Below are 18,816 nucleotides of genomic sequence, written 5' to 3'. Positions count from 1 at the left end.
TGTCAGCAACGTGACGAACAGAGCGGTAAATAGCTATCGCGGATTTGCGATATGCCACGCCGACACACCGGTTCTGTTGGCGTGACTGTCACCGCGATCGGAGCTAGGCTTTGCGCTCGTCCAGTTTTGCCTTGATTTTCTCGGCGGAAATGGGCATTTCCCGGATACGGACGCCGACGGCGTCCCGGACGGCGTTGGACAGCGCCGGCGGGACTGTGTTTGTCGGGACCTCCGCAACCGATTTCGCGCCAAACGGACCGGTCGGCTCGTGGGTCTCGACCAGAATCGATTCGATCGGCGGCGTCTCGGTCGCCGACGGCAGTCCGTACTCGTCGAAGTCAGCTATCTCCGCCCGTCCCTCGTCATCGAGCGTGATACCCTCGCTGACGGCCATCTCGTAGCTCATGTGGTTTGCGCCTTCGATTTGGCCCTCGGCCATCCCGGGGTTGATGGCGACGCCACAATCGACCGCGACGACCAGTTTGTGGACCTCAAACTCGCCCGTGGTCTCGTCGACCGTCACGTCGGCGAACTGGGCAGCGAAGGGCGGGGGACTCTCCTCGGTGCAATGGGTCCCCTTCCCCAGGATGTGTTCCCGCTCGTCGTCGCCGTAGGCGGCCTCGTAGCCAATGTCTTCGAGTGTGACCGAATTGCCGCTCCTCTCGCTGTACACCGTTCCGTCGCCGGTTTCCAGAACATCGACTGGCTCCTCAAGCAGTTTCGCCCCCCAGTCGAGAATCCTTTCTTTTGCGTCCTCGGCGGCCTTCTTGACGGCCATCCCACTGATGTACGTCGTCGAGGAGGCGTACGCGCCGTAGTCGAACGGCGTCACGTCTGTATCGGACGATTTGACGATAATATCGTCCTCGTCACAGCCCAGTACTTCTGCGGCAATCTGGAGGAACGCTGTGTCAGCGCCCGTCCCGATGTCGACGCCGCCGACCTGCAGGTGGAAGCTCCCGTCCTCGTTCATCATTATCTGAGCGGCCCCGAGCTCGTCGCCAGCGACGCCGGTCCCCTGCGCCGACAGCGCCATCCCGATGCCGCGATGCAGATGGTCCGCGTCGGGCTGTTCGAGGTCGTCGTAGCCGATAGCGTCTTTTCCGCGCTCGATACACTCGTCGAGGCCACACGAGCGGATACGGCGGTTCGCTCCCTCTCCGCCCATCATCCCTGCGATCTCGTCGAGGTCGCCGACTTCCATGTGGTGTCGCCGCCGGAATTCGATGGGGTCGAGACCGAGGTCGCGAGCAACCTCGTCGAGATGGCCTTCCAAGGCAAGCGTGCCCTGTGGTGCGCCGTAGCCACGCATTGCGCCGGTCTGTGGCGTGTTCGTGTGGACGATATCGGCCTCGAACCGGGCGTTCGGGACCTTCGAGTACAGCGGCATCGGCTTGCTTCCGACGTTGCCCGCGACGGTCATCCCGTGGCTGCCGTACGCGCCGGTGTTCGACAGGGCGTAGATGTCGATAGCTTCGATATCGCCGTCGTCGGTCACGGCCGTCTTCGCTTTGACTTTCATTGGGTGCCGGGAGCGCATCGCGTAGAACTCCTCCTCGCGACTGGCCTCGTACAGGACCGGGCGGTCGGTGGCGAGCGATAGCGCCAGCGGAATCGGTTCGACGACCATCGCCTGTTTCCCGCCGAACCCGCCGCCGACCCGCGGCTTCGTCACCCGGATGTCACGGATCGGGATGTCGAATAGGTGGGCGAGCTGTCTCCGGGTGTGGTTTGGCACCTGCGTACTGGTGATGAGGACGTGGCGGTCGTCTTCGTCTGTGTACGCCAACGAGGTGTGTTTCTCGACGTTCGCGTGGGACTGGCGGATCGTCTCCCACTCGGTTTCGTGGACGTGGGTGTCGTCGTCGAGCGCCCCGTCCACGTCGCCCAGTTCGCCCCCGATGTGAGCCATTCGGTTGCGGTCGTAGTCGTGGCCGACGATCTCGTTTTCGACCTCGCCGTCCTCGAACAACTGTGGCGCGTCTTCGTTGAAGGCGTCCTCCGGATCGGTGACGTAGTCGTACTCCTCGTACGACACCTCGATAGCCTCGACGGCGGCAGTCGCGGTCGCCCGGTCTTCTGCCGCGACAGCGGCAATCGGGTCGCCGATGTAACGGACGTGCTCGTTCAGCACGCGCATGTCCCATGGGCTCGGCTCGGGGTAGGACTGTCCAGCACTGGTGTATTTGGCGTCCGGCACTGTGTCGGATTCGGGTGTCAAGACCGCCTCGACACCGTCCATCGCCTCGGCCGCACTCGTGTCGATGCCAGTCACGCGGCCGTGTGGAATTTCGCTTCGGACGACCGCTGCGTACGCGAGGTCGGGATACCGCTCCTCGTAGTCGGCGGTGTACTTCGCCTGTCCAGTGACGAGCTTTCGGTCGTCGTACTTCTCTGTCCGGTGGGAGACGCTGTCGCGCTCGCCGGGGGCCTTATGATTGTTCTCGGGTTCGTCCCATTCGAGTGGGTGCTCCTCGAACCGTTCGTCTTCGACAGTCTCTGACTGTGAGGCCGTTCCGCCGTCGGCCTTGGCTGTCTCGTCGTCGTTACTCATCGCAGCCACCTCCACAGCAACTGGTCGACTCGTCTCTATGCTGTGCCACAGTGACCGGGTGGCCGCCGTCTGCGGCGACAGACTGCTCCCCCTGCATTCGCTGTGCTGCGTCCAGCACGGCTTCGACCGGTTTCTGATAGCCAGTGCAGCGACAGACGTTGTCGTCTAAGGCCTCCCGAACCTCCCGCTCGGTTGGGTCGGGATTCGAATCCAGCAGCGCGACCGCCTCGATCACCATGCCCGGAATACAGAATCCGCACTGGACGGCGAAGTTGTCGACGAACGCCTGCTGGACCGGGTGCAGGTCGGCCTGTGTCCCGAGCGCCGCGACGGTCTGTATCTCACTCCCGTCGGCGTCTGTCGCCTCCATCCCGCAGGCCATTCGCACGTCCCCATCGACGAATACCTTCGATGCACCGCAGGTCCCGCCGTCGCAGCCACATTTTACGTCGATGTAGCCGCGCTGTCTCAAAACCGTCGCCAGGTCGTCCCCTGACCCGGCTTCGACTATCGTCCGCTCGCCGTTGATTGTGAGTTCAATATCCACAGAGTACCCTCCAGTTTTCGGCATGCATTACGGATACACGCCTGTTAGTGAACAGGTGTGCAACACCATCTCATATATGTATGGTTCACAGGTGTTTGATCGCAGTGTTGCCAGACGAAGCCGCGGGTCACCAGCAGACAACAGGCTGACACAGCTGCGACAGACAAGACAGTCGCTGTGTGACGTGTGCCAGATGTGTGATATTCACACGCTTGGAACGGAACGGCTCACTCGGCGGCCTTCGTCTGCACAGCGTTCAGCAGTACCTCAGTCCCGGTGACGATGTCATCCCATTCGGTGAATTCGCTCTCGCGATGGCTGATTCCGTCGACGCTTGGAACGAAAATCATGCTCGTCGGAGCTATCTTGTTGAGGTAGTTCGCATCGTGGCCCGCGCCGCTGACCAGTCGCGTGTACTCACAGCCGACCGTCTCGGCGGCCTCGACGACTGTGTCAATGCAGCCCTGATCGAACGGGTCCGCGTCGACCCGCATTATTTCCTCTATCTCGTATTCAAGGCCTTCGCGCTCGGCCGCGTGGGCAACCTCTTCCCTGATCTGTTCGACGGCCGCGTCGACCACGGCATCGTCGTACGAGCGGAAATCGAGCGTGAATTCCACCGTCTCGGGGATGACGTTGATAGCGTTTGGCCACACGTCGACACTGCCAACTGTCCCGACGAGGTCCGTTCCTTCAGTCGCTGTGATCCGCCGGACTGCGCGGGTTACGTCCGCCGTCGCCACGAACGCGTCGTGGCGCATATCCATCGGTGTCGGCCCGGCGTGGTTCGCTTGGCCCTCGAAAGTGACGTTCAGCCAGGAAAAGCCGAACACGCCTTCGACAGCGGCGACTGGGATGTCCTGCTGCTCGAGAAACGGCCCCTGCTCGACGTGCATCTCGAAGTAGCAGTGGATGTCATCCGCTTCACAGGGTGTTTCGCCCTTGTAGCCGATGCGTTCGAGTTCATCGCCGAACCGCCTGCTCTCCTTGTCCTCGCGCTCGTACGCGTAGTCGAGGTCGAAGATATCACAGTAGACACCGCTGCCGAGCATATCCGGCTGAAAACGGACGCCCTCCTCGTTGCTCCAGGCAACGACCTCCAGTGGACGTTCGGTCGTCACGCCGGCGTCGTTGAACGCCTCGATGACTTCCAATCCACCGAGGACGCCGATAACGCCGTCGTACCGCCCGCCGTTGTACTGGCTGTCGATGTGTGACCCGAACAGAACCGGCGCGGCGTCGCTGTCAGTTCCGTCTCGCCGACCGAAGATGTTGCCCATCGTATCGATACGGACCTCCAGCCCGGCCTCCCGGAACCACTCGACCAGTGTGTCGCGGGCCGCCTTGTTCTCGTCGGACAGGCTCGGCCTGTTCACGCCGCCCCGTTCTGTCGCGCCGATCTTGTTGAACGTATCGAAGCGCCGTCTGAACCGCTCGCTATCGAGACTGACGGATGGCATTGGGTAGCTGTTCTGCGGTGTCGTCTTGAAGATTGTGTCGGGGTGGCCCCACACAGATCGACAGACACGGTGTGGCACGCGCTCGCCCCCTGTCACACACGGTTGAGACCACCGAAAGAGCCAAACGACCGTTCCGCGAGTCAGCAGACATGACCGAGCTGAGTGCCGCGTCCATCGCGTTCAGAGACGCGCGGGTGCTGGACGGGAGCGGTCGCCCTCCGTTCACTGCGAGCGTGCGTGTCGCCGACGGTCGAATCGACGCTATCAGCGAAGCCCCGCTTGCGGCCGACCGCGTTGTCGACCTCGACGGGTCGTATCTCGCACCGGGGTTCATCGATATGCACGCACATTCGGAGCTGCGGCTTTTCGAGAATCCCGGTGCCAGGGAGAAACTGACGCAGGGTATCACGACGGAAGTCCTCGGACAGGACGGGGTCAGCGTCGCTCCGGTGCCGCCGAACCTCACCGACGAGTGGGCGGAACGGGTCAAATCACTCGACGGCACGCTCGGCGAAACGTGGCCCTGGCACACCGTCTCTGGCTACCTCGAAGCGCTCGAATCCGTCGAGCCTGCTGTCAACTGTGCGTACTACGCCCCACATGGCAACATCAGGTCGATGCTGGCCGGATTCGAGGACCGCCCACTCAGCGGTGAACACGTCGTCGCCGCCGGACCAGTCACCGGTCAACGGCTGGACAGACCGAAGTCAGACCACGACACAGCCCCCGGTGAGCTCGATGCGATTCGACAGGAACTCGAAGTAGCGCTTGAAGAAGGCGCGTTCGGCATGTCCAAAGGGATGATATACCCCCCGAGTTCGTACGCCCGCGACGACGAACTGGTGGCGCTTGCGGATACCCTCGCCAAGCGTGACTCGTTTATGATCTCTCACGTCTGGAACGAGACGGACCGTGTGGTCGAATCTATCGACCGGTATCTCGATATCTGTCGCCGCGGCGGCTGTCACGCCCACGTCTCACATCTCAAGGTCGGCGGCCAGCAGAACTGGGGGGACTCCGAGGCTGTGCTTGACCTGTTCGACGACGCCGTCGACCGTGGTCAGCGGGTCACCTTCGACCAGTATCCGTACACCGCCGGGTCGACGATGCTTACCGCGCTGTTGCCGCCGTGGGCACGGCAGGGCGATTCAGAGGCCATCTGGCACCGCCTCAACTCCGCGGCTGTTCGCGACCGCATCGCCGCTGATATTTCCCAGCCGGGTGACTGGGAGAATCTCGCGTACGCCGCCGGGTCGTGGGACAATATCCTCATCACACGGACCGGGAGCGGCCGCTATCAGGGTGATACCATCGCGGACATCGCCGCCGAGATGGACCGCGAGCCGGTCGACGCGATGTGTGAACTACTCGTCGCGGAGGAGTTGGACGTGACGATGGCCGACTTCGTGATGGCCGAAGCGGACATCGAGCGGTTCCTCGCGGACGACCGCGGCACGTTCTGCACGGACGGCATCTTCGGCGGAAAGCCCCACCCGCGGGCTATCGGGGCGTTCAGCCGCATCCTCGAACGGTACGTCCGTGAACGGAACGTGCTCTCGCCGGAACTGCTGGCGTACAAAGCCGCAGGCAACCCGGCTGATATCCTCGGCCTCAGGGACCGCGGCTACGTCCGTGAGGGGTACATCGCGGACCTCGTGGCTTTTGATCTCGACTCGGTGTCGGCGAACGCGACCTACGAGAACCCGTTCCAGTTCTCCGACGGGATGGAGTACGTCCTCGTCGGCGGCGAGATTGCCGTTCGGGACGGCGAACTGACCGGCGAGCGAAACGGCGACGTGCTCCGCTCCTACGAGGAATGGGGTGGTGCGACTCGCCCCGAACTTGACCGCGCTGCTGATGACTGATTGATCGGGCTGACGGCTCTGACCGACCGTATAGCGACTTGCCAATCCGACCGCTTGCTACCGGCGGGACGGTGTTGAGGGAACCGGAATCGTCGAACCGGGGCTTCCTTACTCCGGTACTTCGCCTTCGACAGCGTCGACGAAACTGTTCATCTCCTGGAACAGGAACTCGTCGCTCTCGCCCTCGAACGGCGAACCGGCCCAGACATCGAGTTCGCCGTTGACGATTTGTTCTTCCGTCTCGGCGACGGTGTCTTTGACCTCTTGGGGGACCTCCGGTCCCCACTCGTCGAGCGTGGGCAGGTTCGTCTCCATGCCGCCCCAGAAGGCATCGGCTTCCCAGGTTCCGTCCCGGACTGCGGAGACGGCCGGGCCGTACACCTCTTCCCAGTTCCACACTGGTGAGATGAGGTAGTTGTCGCCGCCGAACTCGCCCATCGGCGCGTTGTAGCCGGAGGCCCACACATCCGCCTCGTTTGCGGCCCTGACCGGAGCGGGGGAGTCCTGCTCTTGAGAGATGACGTCACACCCTTCATCGATAAGCGAGTTGGCCGCCTGCTTTGAGGTCTGGGGGTCGAACCACGCGTTGACCCACCGGATTTTGAATGTCGCGTCCGGGTTCACCGACCGCGCGCCGAGCGCCATCGCGTTGATGGAGCGAATGACTTCGGGGATCGGGAACGCGGCGACGTAGCCGATGGTGTTGTTCTCGGTTACCATCCCGGCCGCCTGCCCGGCGAGATACCGGGGCTGGTAGATCCGGCCCATGTACCGTCCCATGTTCTCCCGGGTGCGATAGCCGGTCGCGTGTTCGAAGTACGTGTCGGGGTACTGTTCCGCAATGTTGAACATCGGGTCCTGGTAGCCAAACGTCGTCCCGAAGACGATGTCAGCATCACCCTGCGCGTACTGCTCGAAAACGCGTTCCGAGTCCTCTGGCGCGACAGCTTCCGTGTACTCGGTTTCCAGCCAGTCGTACTCCTCGTCGACCGTCTTTCGCCCCTCGTCGTGAGCCCAGGACCATCCGAGGTCGCCCACCTCTGAGATGTACACCCAGGCAGCCGTGACGGAGTCCGACCCGGAGCCCCCATCGCCGCTGGTCGTCGTGCCGTCAGCCGTGTCTGTGTCGTCGCTTCCACCACTACAGCCGGCTAGTGCGGTTACTCCTGTCGCCCCGAGGGCACCCAGCATCTCCCGCCGCGATATCGTTCGGTTGGTATTCACCATTACTGAACTGGGTAGAGGTAGCGGAAACTCCTACTTAAGCGATACCATTCTTGACCGTACAGCGAACGAACATATCCGGAAAAAATTGACCGAAAATCCCATTCACGCTTGAATAATGTTACGAACGTTGTTATATTCGACCGAGAGCCACAGCAACACCCAGGCGATTACTGTCGTCGGAGACCGGTGGCGGGGTCAGTTGGGGACCTCGCCCTCGACGGCGTCGACGTAGCTACTCATCTCCTGGAAGAGGAACTCGTCATTCTCGCCCTCGAACGCCGAACCGGCCCAGACATCCAGTTCTCCGTCAAGTATCGCCGACCGCGACTCCGAAACGGTGTCTTTCGCTTCCTGTGGCACCTCTGGCCCCCAGTCGTCTAGACTACAGATACCCGACTCGATGCCTTCCCAGTATGCATCGGATTCCCAGCTGCCGTCCCTGACAGATTCGATGGTTGGACCGTAGAACTCCTCCCAGTGCCAGATCGGGGACGTGAGATAGTTCTCACCGGCGATGTCGCCCATCGGGGCGTCGTAGCCGGTCGCCCAGATACCCGCATCGGAGGCTGCACGGAGTGCAGCGGGGGAGTCCTGGTGCTGGGCCATCACGTCGACATCCTCGTCCAGCAAGGCGTTTGCCGCCTCGCTCTCGGTCGGGGGGTCGAACCAGGAGTTCGTCCATCTGACCTTCAGCGTCGCGCTGTCGTTGACAGACGCGGCTCCGAGCGCGTAGGCGTTGATACCGCGGATGACCTCCGGAATCGGGAACGCCGCCACGTATCCCAGCGTGTCTGTCTCCGTCACGGTCCCGGCCGCCTGCCCGGCGAGATACCGGGGCTGGTAGATCCGGCCCATGTACCGCCCCATGTTCTCCATCGTCAGGTAGCCCGTGTTGTGCTCGAAGTACGTGTCGGAGTACTGCTCCGCCACGGACGCCATCGGGTCCTGATACTCGAACGTACAGCCGAAGATGATATCGGCATCACCCTGTGCGTACTGTTCGAACACCCGCTCGGAATCGGCTGGGGCGACAGCCTCGGTGTACTCGGTCTCTAGCCAGTCGTACTCTTCTGCGACTGCCTTCCGCCCTTCGTTGTGAGCCCACGACCAGCCGAGGTCACCGACCTCCGAGTTGTACACCCATGCGGCGGTAATCGAATCCATGCCGTCACTGCTGGTCGCAGTACCGTCACCAGCCCCGCCGTCGCCGGTGTCGGTGGTTGCCTCGCCATCGCCCCCGTCACCACCACCGCTACAACCGGCTAACCCGGTTATTCCTGCCGCGCCAAGTGCTGTCAGTAACTCCCGTCTCGATCTGGTATGTTTCTTGTCAACCATTAACTAACCGAATAGCCATTTCGGAAACAATCACTTAAATTGTTCCGTTCACGCAGCTTTCTCCCTCCTATTTTCCAAATATGTGCCACAAAAGTACCCCTATCAATTGGTAATTGAATATAATGTGAAGCATATGTTCATCGTACTGGGTATCGCGACAGACTGAGTGACCGTTAACAATGGACACCAGCACACAACAACTGATACTTGGCAAATGTCCGGCATTTCCCGTGCTGGACGGCGAATATGGCTACCTTTGGAAACAATTATGCCACTACATTGTTGATACCCGGCCAAGACCACAGAGCATGTCCGAACACACCACGCTCAGGATGGAGGGGATTCTGAAGGAGTTCCCTGGGGTCGTCGCCAACGACCACGTCAACCTCTCCGTCGAGCGCGGGGAAATCCACGGCCTCCTCGGCGAAAACGGCGCGGGAAAGAGTACGCTGATGAAGATTCTGTACGGGCTTTACTCGCAGGACGCCGGCGATATCTATCTCGACGGCGAGCGACTCGATCTGGGGTCCCCACAGGACGCCATCGACGCCGGCATCGGGATGGTCCACCAGCACTTCATGCTGATTCCACGCCTCACAGTCGCCGAGAACGTCGTGCTCGGTGAACGTGAGCCGGCCACAGCGTTCCGCGGCGATGCGGAGGACAGCTGGCTCCCGGCGGCAGTCCGGAACAACAGTCTCGTCCAATCGCTCGCCGGACAGTTCTCGTTAGGCCTCGACGTGCCCGAACAACGGATTCAGGATCTAGCGGACCAGTACGGGTTCGACATCGACGTGAGCGCAAAGATCTGGGAACTCGATGTCGGCCAGCAACAGCGCGTCGAGATACTCAAGGCGCTGTACCGGGATGTCGACCTCCTGATTCTCGACGAACCCACGGCAGTCCTCACGCCGACCGAGGCTGAGCGGCTCTTCGACTCGCTCGAACGGCTGACTGACGAAGGACTCTCGATAATCTTCATTACGCACAAGCTCACTGAGGTCGACGCCATCGTCGACCGGGTGACGGTGCTCCGGGAGGGAGAAAACGTTGGCACCGCCGAGGTGTCGTCAGTCTCCCGGGCGGACCTCGCGGAGATGATGGTCGGTCGCGAAGTCCTGTTCGAAATAGACAGGGAAGCGATCGACTTGGGCGACCCAGTTTTGCGCGCACGCGGGGTCGAAGCCACCGACAATCGAGATATCGAAGCGCTCTCGGGTATTGACCTGACGGTTCGGCAGGGCGAAATCGTCGGGATTGCGGGCGTCAGCGGTAACGGCCAGAAGGAGCTCGCGGAGGTCATGGCCGGCATTCGGGACGTAACGGCCGGCGAGCTAGTGGTCAACGGTGAAGACATTACCGGCGCGAAACCGAAGACGTTCGTCGATAGCGGTGTCTCGTTCGTCCCTGAGGACCGACTCCAGTACGGCTGTGCCGAGGACCTCTCGGTGATGCACAACGCCACGATGAAAGACTTCAGGGACAGCCGGTTTGGCGACCGGCCGTTTCTGGACTACGGGGAACTCCGCGACTACGCCGAAACACTGGTCGATGAGTTCGATGTCCGCGGCGTCAGCGACGTGACTGAGACACAGGCCGGCGACCTTTCCGGGGGGAACCTCCAGAAACTCATTCTGGCGCGGGAAATCTACCGCGACCCGGACCTCCTCATTGCGAACCAACCGACCCGCGGCGTCGACGTCGGGGCAATCGAGTTCATCAGGGAGACGCTGCTCGAACAGCGCAAGGCAGGAACGGGTATCATCCTCCTCTCGGAGGACTTAGACGAGATACTCGACCTGAGCGACAGGATTCTCGTCGTGTACGAGGGTGAGTTCGTCTACGAGACGACACCGGTCGAAGCCGACCGGGAACGGATCGGTCTGGAGATGACCGGTGGTGGTGGAGACGACGGCAAGACGGTTGCGCCGCCCCAGCACGGAGCCACACAGGAGAGTGAGAGCTGATGAACGTCGCAGTAACCGTCGATGCGCGCGAGGACATTCCGGCCTGGCTCTCCTACGGGACGCCCGTGTTCACCGTGCTGGCTGCACTGGCGGTGAGCGCTATCGCGCTGGTCGTCCTCGACGTGAACCCTGTCGCGGCGTACACGACGATGTTCGTTGACACGCTCGTGACCGAGTTCGGTCTCAGTGAGACGCTAACAAAGGCAGTTCCGCTGATTCTCACGGGTCTGGCGGTGTATCTCCCGTTGAAAGCAGGCCTGTTCAATATCGGTGCCGAAGGACAACTCGTCGCCGGCGCGCTTGCAGGGACGTGGATCGGGCTGAACGTCTCGCTCCCGGGCCTCGCACTGATTCCGCTGATGTTCGTCGCTGCAGCCGTAGCCGGCGGTATCTGGGCTGGTATTCCGGCGTACCTGCGTGCGAAGTGGGATGTCAACGAGATCATCACGTCGCTACTGCTGACGTTCGTCGCGCTCGAAATCCAGAGCTACCTGCTCCGGGGACCGATGCAGGGCGGGACTGGGAACTTCCCGCAATCAGACCGGTTTTCTGAGGCCGCGACGATTCCGGAACTGTTCGGCGGTGTCCACGCTGGGCTGCTCGCCGCCCTCTGCATGGTCGTCGTGACGTATGTCCTGATGACGAGAACGCGACTCGGGTTCGAAATCACGTTCGTCGGCTCGAACGACGAGGCCGCCCAGCAGGCCGGGATGAGCAAGTTCTACGTGTATCTGCTCGTGTTTGTCGTCGGGGGCGCGTTCGCGGCCATGGGCGGCATCAGCGAGATCGCCGGCGCACAGGGTCGATACCGTGCCGGGTTCGAACCCGGATACGGCTTTACAGCCATTCCCATTGCGCTGCTCGGCCGCAACAGCGCGTTCAAGGTGATGCTCGCTGGCCTGTTTTTCGCCGTGCTGTTCGTCGGCGGGTCAAGCATGGAAGTGGCATTCGGTGTGCCCGCGGCGCTGGTCGAGATCATCCAGGCGCTGGTCATTCTCTTCCTGATCACGGCGGAGTTTTTCAAGAGCTACCGTGTCGGTATCGACCTAAAACGCGGGCCAGCGGAGACGCCAGCCCAGCCACAGCGGGGTGACGACTGATGGTGAGCTTCATCGCCGGCCTGCTCGATGCGACTGTTCAGGCGGCGACGGTGCTTCTCCTCGCTGGGATGGGCGAACTCATCAGCGAGCGGGCGGGCGTCCTCAACCTCGGCGTCGAGGGCATGATGCTCGTCGGCGCACTCGGGGGATTCATCACCACCGTCCTCACGGGGAGCCACTGGCTCGGATTCGGCGTCGGCATCCTCCTCGGGATGGTGCTGGCGCTGGTCCACGCGTTCCTCTGTATCACGCTGAAGTCGAACCAGGTCATCAGCGGCGTCATGCTGACGCTTCTTGGGACCGGGCTGACGACGTTCTTCGGCTCCGGCTGGGTCGAAGAGTCGATCAACGGCTTCCCGCAGATAACGTTCCCGCTCGTCGGTCAGTACCTTGTCGGTATCCCGGTCATCGGCGAGGCCCTCTTCCGGAGCACGGCAACGGACTACCTCGCGCTCGGCCTGCTGGTCGTGGTCTGGTACTTCCTGCACCACTCGAATCTCGGGCTGGAGATGATTGCTGTCGGTGAGGACCCGGAGATGGCGGACACGATGGGCGTGTCCGTGTTCAGACTGCGGTACCTCGCGGTGCTCATCGGCGGCGGGTTCGCCGGCGCGGCCGGCGCTCACCTCTCGCTGGCCTTCTCACAGCTCTGGGTCCCCGGCATGACCGCGGGCCGGGGCTGGATCGCTGTCGCGCTGGTTATCTTCGCGCAGTGGCGGCCCCGCCGGATGCTCGTGGGGGCGTATCTGTTCGGGCTGCTCGACGCGCTCCGCATTCGCTCCCAGTCGATCTCGTTGACGCTTGGCCCCGATGCGCACCTCGCGGGCGTCATCAATCCCATCGTCGAGTTTCTCATGACGCCACAGATAATGGGGACGTACCCGTATCTGGCGACGATTATCGTGCTGGCGTACGCCGTCATCCGGACCAAGAGCGACCAGCTTGCGGTCCCCTCGGCGCTGTTGCAGTCCTACAGTCGCGAGACGGACTGAGCGGTCCGCGACGCGGGCCAATACCGGCGGCCACACCTCCCACAGACCGTGTGTGTGGCCAAATCTATTTATCGGTATTCGGAGAATCCAGCATGTCTCATGAGCACCAATCAGGTCTTCGAGAGAGGCGACCGTGTCGGTATCTACTTGCAGGACAAACACTCGCTAGAAGAGAACGTCGAACTCGTGCAGTACGCGGAAGAGCAGGGCATCGACGAGATATGGCAGGCTGAATCGCGACTCGCACGTGACGCCGTCTCCCCGCTCGGCGCGTACGCCGCGGTCACCGATGACATCAAACTCGGGACGGGCGTCATCAACAACTGGACGCGCAACGCGGCGCTGATCGCACAGTCGATGAGCACGCTCGAGGAACTCGCCGGCCCGGACCGCATCATGTGTGGTATCGGGGCCTGGTGGGACCCGCTGGCCGAGAAGGTCGGTATTGACCGTAGCGGCGCGCTCCGGGCGATGCGCGAATGTGTCGAGGTGACACAGGACCTGCTGGACATGAAAAACGTCACCTATGACGGGGAGTTCGTCCAGATGCGCGACGTGGAACTGGACGTGGTCCACGGCGATGACGGGCCGCGAACCGTCCCCGTCTACGTTGGCGGGACCGGGTTCAAGATGCTGGAACTCACCGGCCACTTCGCCGATGGGGCCCTGTTGAACTACCTTGTCAGCCCGGAGTACAACGAGAAGGCCCTTGACGCACTGGAGACCGGGGCGGAGCGCGGTGGTCGCTCTCTTGACGACATCGACCGGCCCCAGCTCGTCGTCTGCTCGATGGACCACGACGAAGAGAAAGCCCTGGACAACGCCCGCGAACTCATCACGCAGTACCTCGGGCAACAGCCACACATCATGAAAGCCAGCGGCGTCAGCCAGGACCTCATCGACGAGGTGGGTGAGACCATCGGCGGGTGGCCGGCCGACAAGGACGACATCAAAGAGGGCATGCACCTCATTCCGGACGACGTGGTGCACAAACTCACCGCCAGCGGCACGCCCGAACAGTGTCGGGAGAAAGTCCGGGAGTACGCAGAGACGGGCTGTCAGTGCCCGATTCTCTATCCGCTTGGCGACGACCGGCGGCTGATGATCGACGAGTTTGCGGACGGCTACCTGTAACCAAGGACGGCGCGCAGCCACGCGGCACAGACCCCCCTTCCTGTTGTTAATTGTGGTTGAGACGGGATACTCGCTCCCTCGTGGTGGCGCAGACGTACTGCCGACAGTATCAGTCGTCGTCGACCGGCGGCGCGCCCGCTCCCGTCTCGACAGGATCGGGTTCCAGTCCTGCGGTGTACTCAGTTGGCCCGGTTCCGACACTCCCGCCGGGGAACACAATATTGAGAATGAGGGCGGCCATCCCACCGGTGACAAGTGCGGACCCGAACAGCGTCTGTACCTCAGACGGGAAGTTCTGGAGGATTTCAGGGCGGAACGCGACGCCGAGGCCGAGCGCCATCGACATCGCGAGGATGGTCGAATTGCGGTGGTCTAACTCGACGTTTTGCGTGATGAGGCGTGCGCCCGAGGAGAATATCATCGCGAACAGGATGAGCGCGCCGCCGCCCAGCACGGCGTCGGGCATCGCCGAGACGACTGCGCCGACTTTCGGGACAAATCCGAGTGCAAGCAGCACGACGCCCCCGATGCCGGCGACGTACCGGCTGGCGACGCCGGTGAAGTTCACGAGGCCGACGTTCTGCGAGAACGACGTGTTCGGGAGCGCGTTGAACACCGCACCGAAAACGCTCATGACGCCGTCAGCGACGAGGCCGCCACGGATTTCCTCGCGCGTGGCGTTCCGGCCGGTTGCGGATACCGTCCCCGAGATGTCCCCGATAGTCTCCATGCCGGTAATGATGTAGAGGAAGGCCACGGTGACGACGGCGCTTGGCTCGAAGGCGAGGCCGTACTTGAGCGGAACGGGAACCGTCACCCAGCCGGCAGCGGCGACTGCCGAGAGGTCAACCACACCTAGCGCAAGCGCGGCGAGGTAGCCGACGATGATGCCCACGAATACGCTGATGACGCGGAGAAAGCCCTCGAAGAACTGGTTCAGCCCGACCGTGACTATCAGCACGAGCCCCGCGAGGCCGAGATTCACGAAGGAGCCGTATCCCTCCGCTGATGGGCCGGCCGAGGCCCCCGCGGCGTAGTTCATGCCCGTGGGGATGAGCGTCAATCCGATGAGCATTACGACGATACCGGTGACCAGCGGGGGGAAGAACCGCCGGAACCGGTCGAACGAGACGCCCATGATGACCTCGACCGGCGCGGCAAGCAGTGACGCGCCGAAGACGGCGGCGATACCGAACTGGTTGCCGATGCCGATAAGCGGCCCGAGAAACGCGAAACTGGTCCCCATGACGACCGGGAGCCGCGCGCCGACGGGGCCGACCGGGTACGCCTGAACGATGGTCGCAATGCCGGCGACGATGAGTGCCATCTGGACGAGAAACGTCGTCTCCCCTGTGACGGAGCCGACAGCCCCGGCAAGGATGAGCGGGGGCGCGACGTTGCCCAGAAACATCGCGAGCACGTGCTGGATGCCGAGTGGAATCGCCTTCCCCAGCGGCGGTTTGTCTTCGATATCGTACAGTACGACTGACTGCTGTTCTGCCTCTGGACCGCTCATGGGACGCCATCCAGCCCCCTATCTTTTCAATCCACCTACTAGAATCCTTATATCAATATATGTGTTTAACTCTGTCCGAGATACCTATTCGAATGTCTCACTAATTTGTGATACTCGTTGGATATGCGTCCTGCTACACTTTGCAACTGCAACTCCATCGACTCGGAAGTGTATTGAAACTGATCTCAAAATGGCAGTGTGCGGGCCCGTGTCGGGGCAACTGTCCGGTCGTCAGTCGTCGGCTGCGGCTTCTTCGGCCGTGCCGTACAGACCTTCGACCTCTGCGATTTCGGGGTCGATTCGATCCACCCCGCCGGTCGCCTTCTCGGCGCTTTTCGTGTCCTTCAGGCCGAAGCCGGTGGACACCACGACGACCGTTTCGTCCTGTTCGATGATTCCCCGGTCGAGCGCCGTCTGAACGCCCGCGATAGGCGCTGCTCCCGCCGGCTCGGAGTAGATTCCTTCGGTGCTGCCAAGTAGCGTTTCGGCTTTCAGAATCTCTTCATCGGAGACCAGCACGCTCGTGCCACCGCTCTGTTCCAGCGCGCGGCAAGCCTTAATCGTGTTCCGCGGCCGTCCGACTGCGATTGAATCGGCCAGCGTTTCGGCGATATCGTCGATATCCTCGTGGTTGTGGAAGGCGTCGTGGATCGCCGACGCCCCTTCAGCCTGAACCCCCAGCATTTTAGGGTGGTCGTCGACGTAGCCGAGGTCGTAGAACTCCTTGAACCCCTTCCAGGCCCCGGCAATCGTACAGCCGTCGCCCATCGAGAAGACGACCCAGTCCGGGACGTGTCCGCGGGCGATAGACTGGTCTGCGAGTTCGTGGCCGACGGTGCGCTTGCCCTCGACCTGGAACGGATTGATCGCCGCGTTGCGGTTGTACCAGCCGTACTTCTCGGTGACCTCGACGCTGAGGTCGTAGGCTTCGTCGTAGTTGCCGTTGACAGCAAGGACATCCGCGCCGTAGACGAGCGGCTGTGCGAGTTTCCCTGTCGGGGCGTCACCGGGGACGAAAATACGGCAGTCCATCCCCCCGCGGGCGGCGTAGCCCGACAGTGACGCGGCGGCGTTCCCGGTCGAGGCGCAGGTGATGATATCGCGCCCGGCGTGTTTGGCTTTCGTGACAGCGATAGCGCTGGCACGGTCCTTGAAACACCCCGTCGGGTTCCGTCCGTCGTCTTTGACCAGTGTCTCGACGCCCAGCGCAGCGCTGAGATTCGGCGCGTCGAAGAGGTCCGTCCCGCCCTCGTTGAGCGTCACGATATCGGCGTCCGCTGCGACTGGCAGAAACGCCTCGTACTTCCATTGACTTGCGATCGGCCCGCCGAGGTCGCCGTCAAACGCATCATCGATAGCATCGTAGTCGTACGTTACCTCGAGAATTCCCTTCACGCCCTCGTGTTCGGGACAGGTGTAGATGATCCGGTTCGGGTCGTACTCCGCCCCACAGAGTGTACACTCGAGGGTTGTGACTTGCGTCATGCCCATACTACTTCCTCAGTACAACTGGGTATAAAACCGTACTGTGGCTTCAGCCCGATTGTCAGGCGATCCCCCTCTGTTGTGGCTGACACACCTTCACACACTGGTCGCACACGCCACACATCTATTTGTGAACTGGCTATCAGGTCAATGGACGGCAAAACGCTACAACGGGCGGTTCAGGAACTGGCCGCGGCCCGCCGTTGACCGAACCCTGTGGTCCTTTGCGACAATCTCACCGCCAGCGATGACTGTGTCCACGCGCGCGCTCCAGTGCTGTCCCTCGTATGGCGTCCAGCCACCGACGAACGTGTGGTCGTCGGCGGTAACTTCGTACTCCTCGTCCCGGATGAGAATCACGTCCGCATCTGTGCCCTGCTGCAGTGAACCTTTTCGGGGGTAGATGCCAGCACTTCGGGCCGGAGCCGCGCATACGAGTTCACGGAGCCGTGGCCACGAAAGCCGACTCTTGTGGACGCCCTCACTGACGAGGAATTCGACCATTGTTTCGACGCCCGGGAGGCCGGCGTATGGCTCCCAGATGTCATCCCAGCCGACATCCCGAGTTTCGCGGTACGTCGGGAAGTGGTCTGTGCCGATGAGGTCGATCGTCCCGTCCTGAACCGCATCCCAGAGCCGCTCCCGCTCGGCATCGGACTTGAGGCTTGGATTGACCTTCAGGAACGGTCCCTTGTCGGCAACGTCCTCCTTCGAGAAGGCCAGATACTGCGGACAGGTTTCGAGCGTGACTGGGACGTTCGCTCGCGATTTGAAGCGGCCGGCCTCGCGTGCGCCGCTCCCGCTTGAGATGTGGACGACGTGCAGCGGGCAGTCGGCGTATTCCGCGAAATAGCCCGCCCGAGAGATCGCGTCAAGTTCGGCTTCGAGCGGTCGTGAACCCATGTACACCTCAGGGTCATCGCTGACGATAGTCGACCGCGCGTCGTCAAGGAGTCCCTGCGTCTCGCAGTGGACGCGAACTGTTCCGCCGGCATCGCCGACGTGCCGCATGAGTGCTGCGATGGACGCGTCACTCGCCAGATACGGGTCAGCGGTAAACGTTTTGAAATCCGCTACTCCGGCGCTCATGATGCCAGACACGTCGATATCGGGGTCCTGAATATTGCCCGCAACGAGGCCGAAATCGATGTGGGCCAGCGTCGAACACGTCTCCGCTTTCCTCTGTATTGCCTCCGGCGTCGTGACGGGTGTCTGGGTCGGTAGCTCGATGACTGTCGTCACTCCACCGGCAACCGCACTCGCGGTCTGGGACGCGAAATCGATACCATCAGGAAACAGTTCGTCGTCGTGCATGTGTGTGTGCACGTCGGTAGCGCCCGGGAGCGCGACCATGCCGTCCGCGTCGATGACGGTGTCCGGATTACTGGGGGTTGGAACCGCCGACGCCGGACCAGCGGCGTCTATCGCTCCGTCCGACATCGTGATTTCACCGTGCTGGACACCCGATGCCGTCACCACCTGTGCGTCTTTAATGTGAATGTCTGTCATGATAGAACAGCCCGGGCGAATGACGAAAACAGTTGGTGTGTGAGACGCCACATCCGTCGCACACGGTGGTTGTGAGAGAGTGGCTGCTAAGGCTGTTCTGGGGCGGAGTAGCTTTTAGTCAG

General features: G+C 62.1%; 13 protein-coding genes. 5 read left to right on the top strand and 8 right to left on the bottom strand.

Annotated features, from left to right (window positions below):
- Positions 1–103: 103 nt before the first annotated feature.
- The 3 genes from G9463_RS05225 to G9463_RS05215 form a co-directional block, all read right to left on the bottom strand.
- A complete protein-coding gene (locus G9463_RS05225; RefSeq protein WP_165896166.1) occupies positions 104–2,554 on the bottom strand; it encodes a xanthine dehydrogenase family protein molybdopterin-binding subunit in 2,451 nt (816 codons plus the stop codon).
- Entirely contained in the window at positions 2,547–3,125 is a 579-nt protein-coding gene (locus G9463_RS05220; RefSeq protein WP_004965479.1) for a (2Fe-2S)-binding protein, read from the bottom strand. Before G9463_RS05220 ends, G9463_RS05225 begins: the two co-directional genes overlap by 8 nt.
- A gap of 203 nt (positions 3,126–3,328) precedes the next feature.
- Entirely contained in the window at positions 3,329–4,561 is a 1,233-nt protein-coding gene (locus G9463_RS05215; protein ID WP_121304137.1) for a Zn-dependent hydrolase, read from the bottom strand.
- Positions 4,562–4,710: 149 nt separating this feature from the next.
- Here G9463_RS05215 and G9463_RS05210 point away from each other — a divergent pair, with 149 nt between their 5' ends.
- Complete coding sequence (locus G9463_RS05210) at positions 4,711–6,426, top strand: amidohydrolase family protein (RefSeq protein WP_165896165.1); 1,716 nt, start codon at positions 4,711–4,713, stop codon at positions 6,424–6,426.
- 108 nt (positions 6,427–6,534) lie between these two features.
- Here G9463_RS05210 and G9463_RS05205 read toward each other — a convergent pair whose 3' ends face one another.
- Both G9463_RS05205 and G9463_RS05200 read right to left on the bottom strand, forming a co-directional pair.
- Positions 6,535–7,653, bottom strand: coding sequence for a BMP family ABC transporter substrate-binding protein (locus tag G9463_RS05205; RefSeq protein ID WP_011222667.1), 1,119 nt, complete (start codon positions 7,651–7,653; stop codon positions 6,535–6,537).
- A gap of 195 nt (positions 7,654–7,848) precedes the next feature.
- Positions 7,849–8,991, bottom strand: coding sequence for a BMP family ABC transporter substrate-binding protein (locus G9463_RS05200; protein WP_004965470.1), 1,143 nt, complete (start codon positions 8,989–8,991; stop codon positions 7,849–7,851).
- A gap of 308 nt (positions 8,992–9,299) precedes the next feature.
- Here G9463_RS05200 and G9463_RS05195 point away from each other — a divergent pair, with 308 nt between their 5' ends.
- The 4 genes from G9463_RS05195 to G9463_RS05180 all read left to right on the top strand — a co-directional run bounded on the left by G9463_RS05195 (position 9,300) and on the right by G9463_RS05180 (position 14,184).
- On the top strand, positions 9,300–10,958 hold the full coding sequence (locus G9463_RS05195) for an ABC transporter ATP-binding protein (protein WP_165896164.1): 1,659 nt from the start codon (positions 9,300–9,302) through the stop codon (positions 10,956–10,958).
- Positions 10,958–12,058 carry an ABC transporter permease gene (locus tag G9463_RS05190; protein ID WP_004965466.1) on the top strand — a complete coding sequence of 367 codons (1,101 nt, stop codon included), beginning with the start codon at positions 10,958–10,960 and terminating at the stop codon, positions 12,056–12,058. The genes G9463_RS05195 and G9463_RS05190 overlap by 1 nt, the downstream gene beginning before the upstream one ends.
- Positions 12,058–13,050, top strand: coding sequence for an ABC transporter permease (locus G9463_RS05185; protein WP_165896163.1), 993 nt, complete (start codon positions 12,058–12,060; stop codon positions 13,048–13,050). Before G9463_RS05190 ends, G9463_RS05185 begins: the two co-directional genes overlap by 1 nt.
- A gap of 99 nt (positions 13,051–13,149) precedes the next feature.
- A complete protein-coding gene (locus G9463_RS05180; protein ID WP_165896162.1) occupies positions 13,150–14,184 on the top strand; it encodes an LLM class flavin-dependent oxidoreductase in 1,035 nt (344 codons plus the stop codon).
- Positions 14,185–14,293: 109 nt separating this feature from the next.
- On the opposite strand, the gene G9463_RS05175 is transcribed toward G9463_RS05180, so the two are convergent.
- The 3 genes from G9463_RS05175 to G9463_RS05165 form a co-directional block, all read right to left on the bottom strand.
- Positions 14,294–15,700 carry a uracil-xanthine permease family protein gene (locus G9463_RS05175; protein ID WP_007190617.1) on the bottom strand — a complete coding sequence of 469 codons (1,407 nt, stop codon included), beginning with the start codon at positions 15,698–15,700 and terminating at the stop codon, positions 14,294–14,296.
- Between the two features lie 231 nt (positions 15,701–15,931).
- A complete protein-coding gene (gene thrC / locus G9463_RS05170) occupies positions 15,932–17,191 on the bottom strand; it encodes a threonine synthase (protein WP_127014459.1) in 1,260 nt (419 codons plus the stop codon).
- Positions 17,192–17,350: 159 nt separating this feature from the next.
- Entirely contained in the window at positions 17,351–18,694 is a 1,344-nt protein-coding gene (locus G9463_RS05165; protein WP_165896161.1) for a dihydroorotase family protein, read from the bottom strand.
- Positions 18,695–18,816: the final 122 nt, after the last annotated feature.

This window comes from Haloarcula sp. JP-Z28 (assembly GCF_011440255.1).
In the GTDB taxonomy this organism is placed as follows: Archaea; Halobacteriota; Halobacteria; order Halobacteriales; family Haloarculaceae; genus Haloarcula; species Haloarcula marismortui.
The sequence above is the reverse complement of the archived record's forward strand: the minus strand, read 5'-3'. Positions and strand labels throughout refer to the sequence as shown.

What these genes read in the sequence shown, in the direction of transcription:
- G9463_RS05220 (WP_004965479.1), bottom strand. Translation starts at nt 3,125, where the DNA reads ATGCCGAAAACTGGAGGGTACTCTGTGGATATTGAACTCACAATCAAC.
- G9463_RS05205 (WP_011222667.1), bottom strand. Translation starts at nt 7,653, where the DNA reads ATGGTGAATACCAACCGAACGATATCGCGGCGGGAGATGCTGGGTGCC.
- G9463_RS05210 (WP_165896165.1), top strand. Translation starts at nt 4,711, where the DNA reads ATGACCGAGCTGAGTGCCGCGTCCATCGCGTTCAGAGACGCGCGGGTG.
- thrC (WP_127014459.1), bottom strand. Translation starts at nt 17,191, where the DNA reads ATGGGCATGACGCAAGTCACAACCCTCGAGTGTACACTCTGTGGGGCG.
- G9463_RS05215 (WP_121304137.1), bottom strand. Translation starts at nt 4,561, where the DNA reads ATGCCATCCGTCAGTCTCGATAGCGAGCGGTTCAGACGGCGCTTCGAT.
- G9463_RS05185 (WP_165896163.1), top strand. Translation starts at nt 12,058, where the DNA reads ATGGTGAGCTTCATCGCCGGCCTGCTCGATGCGACTGTTCAGGCGGCG.
- G9463_RS05165 (WP_165896161.1), bottom strand. Translation starts at nt 18,694, where the DNA reads ATGACAGACATTCACATTAAAGACGCACAGGTGGTGACGGCATCGGGT.
- G9463_RS05200 (WP_004965470.1), bottom strand. Translation starts at nt 8,991, where the DNA reads ATGGTTGACAAGAAACATACCAGATCGAGACGGGAGTTACTGACAGCA.
- G9463_RS05195 (WP_165896164.1), top strand. Translation starts at nt 9,300, where the DNA reads ATGTCCGAACACACCACGCTCAGGATGGAGGGGATTCTGAAGGAGTTC.
- G9463_RS05180 (WP_165896162.1), top strand. Translation starts at nt 13,150, where the DNA reads ATGAGCACCAATCAGGTCTTCGAGAGAGGCGACCGTGTCGGTATCTAC.
- G9463_RS05190 (WP_004965466.1), top strand. Translation starts at nt 10,958, where the DNA reads ATGAACGTCGCAGTAACCGTCGATGCGCGCGAGGACATTCCGGCCTGG.
- G9463_RS05225 (WP_165896166.1), bottom strand. Translation starts at nt 2,554, where the DNA reads ATGAGTAACGACGACGAGACAGCCAAGGCCGACGGCGGAACGGCCTCA.
- G9463_RS05175 (WP_007190617.1), bottom strand. Translation starts at nt 15,700, where the DNA reads ATGAGCGGTCCAGAGGCAGAACAGCAGTCAGTCGTACTGTACGATATC.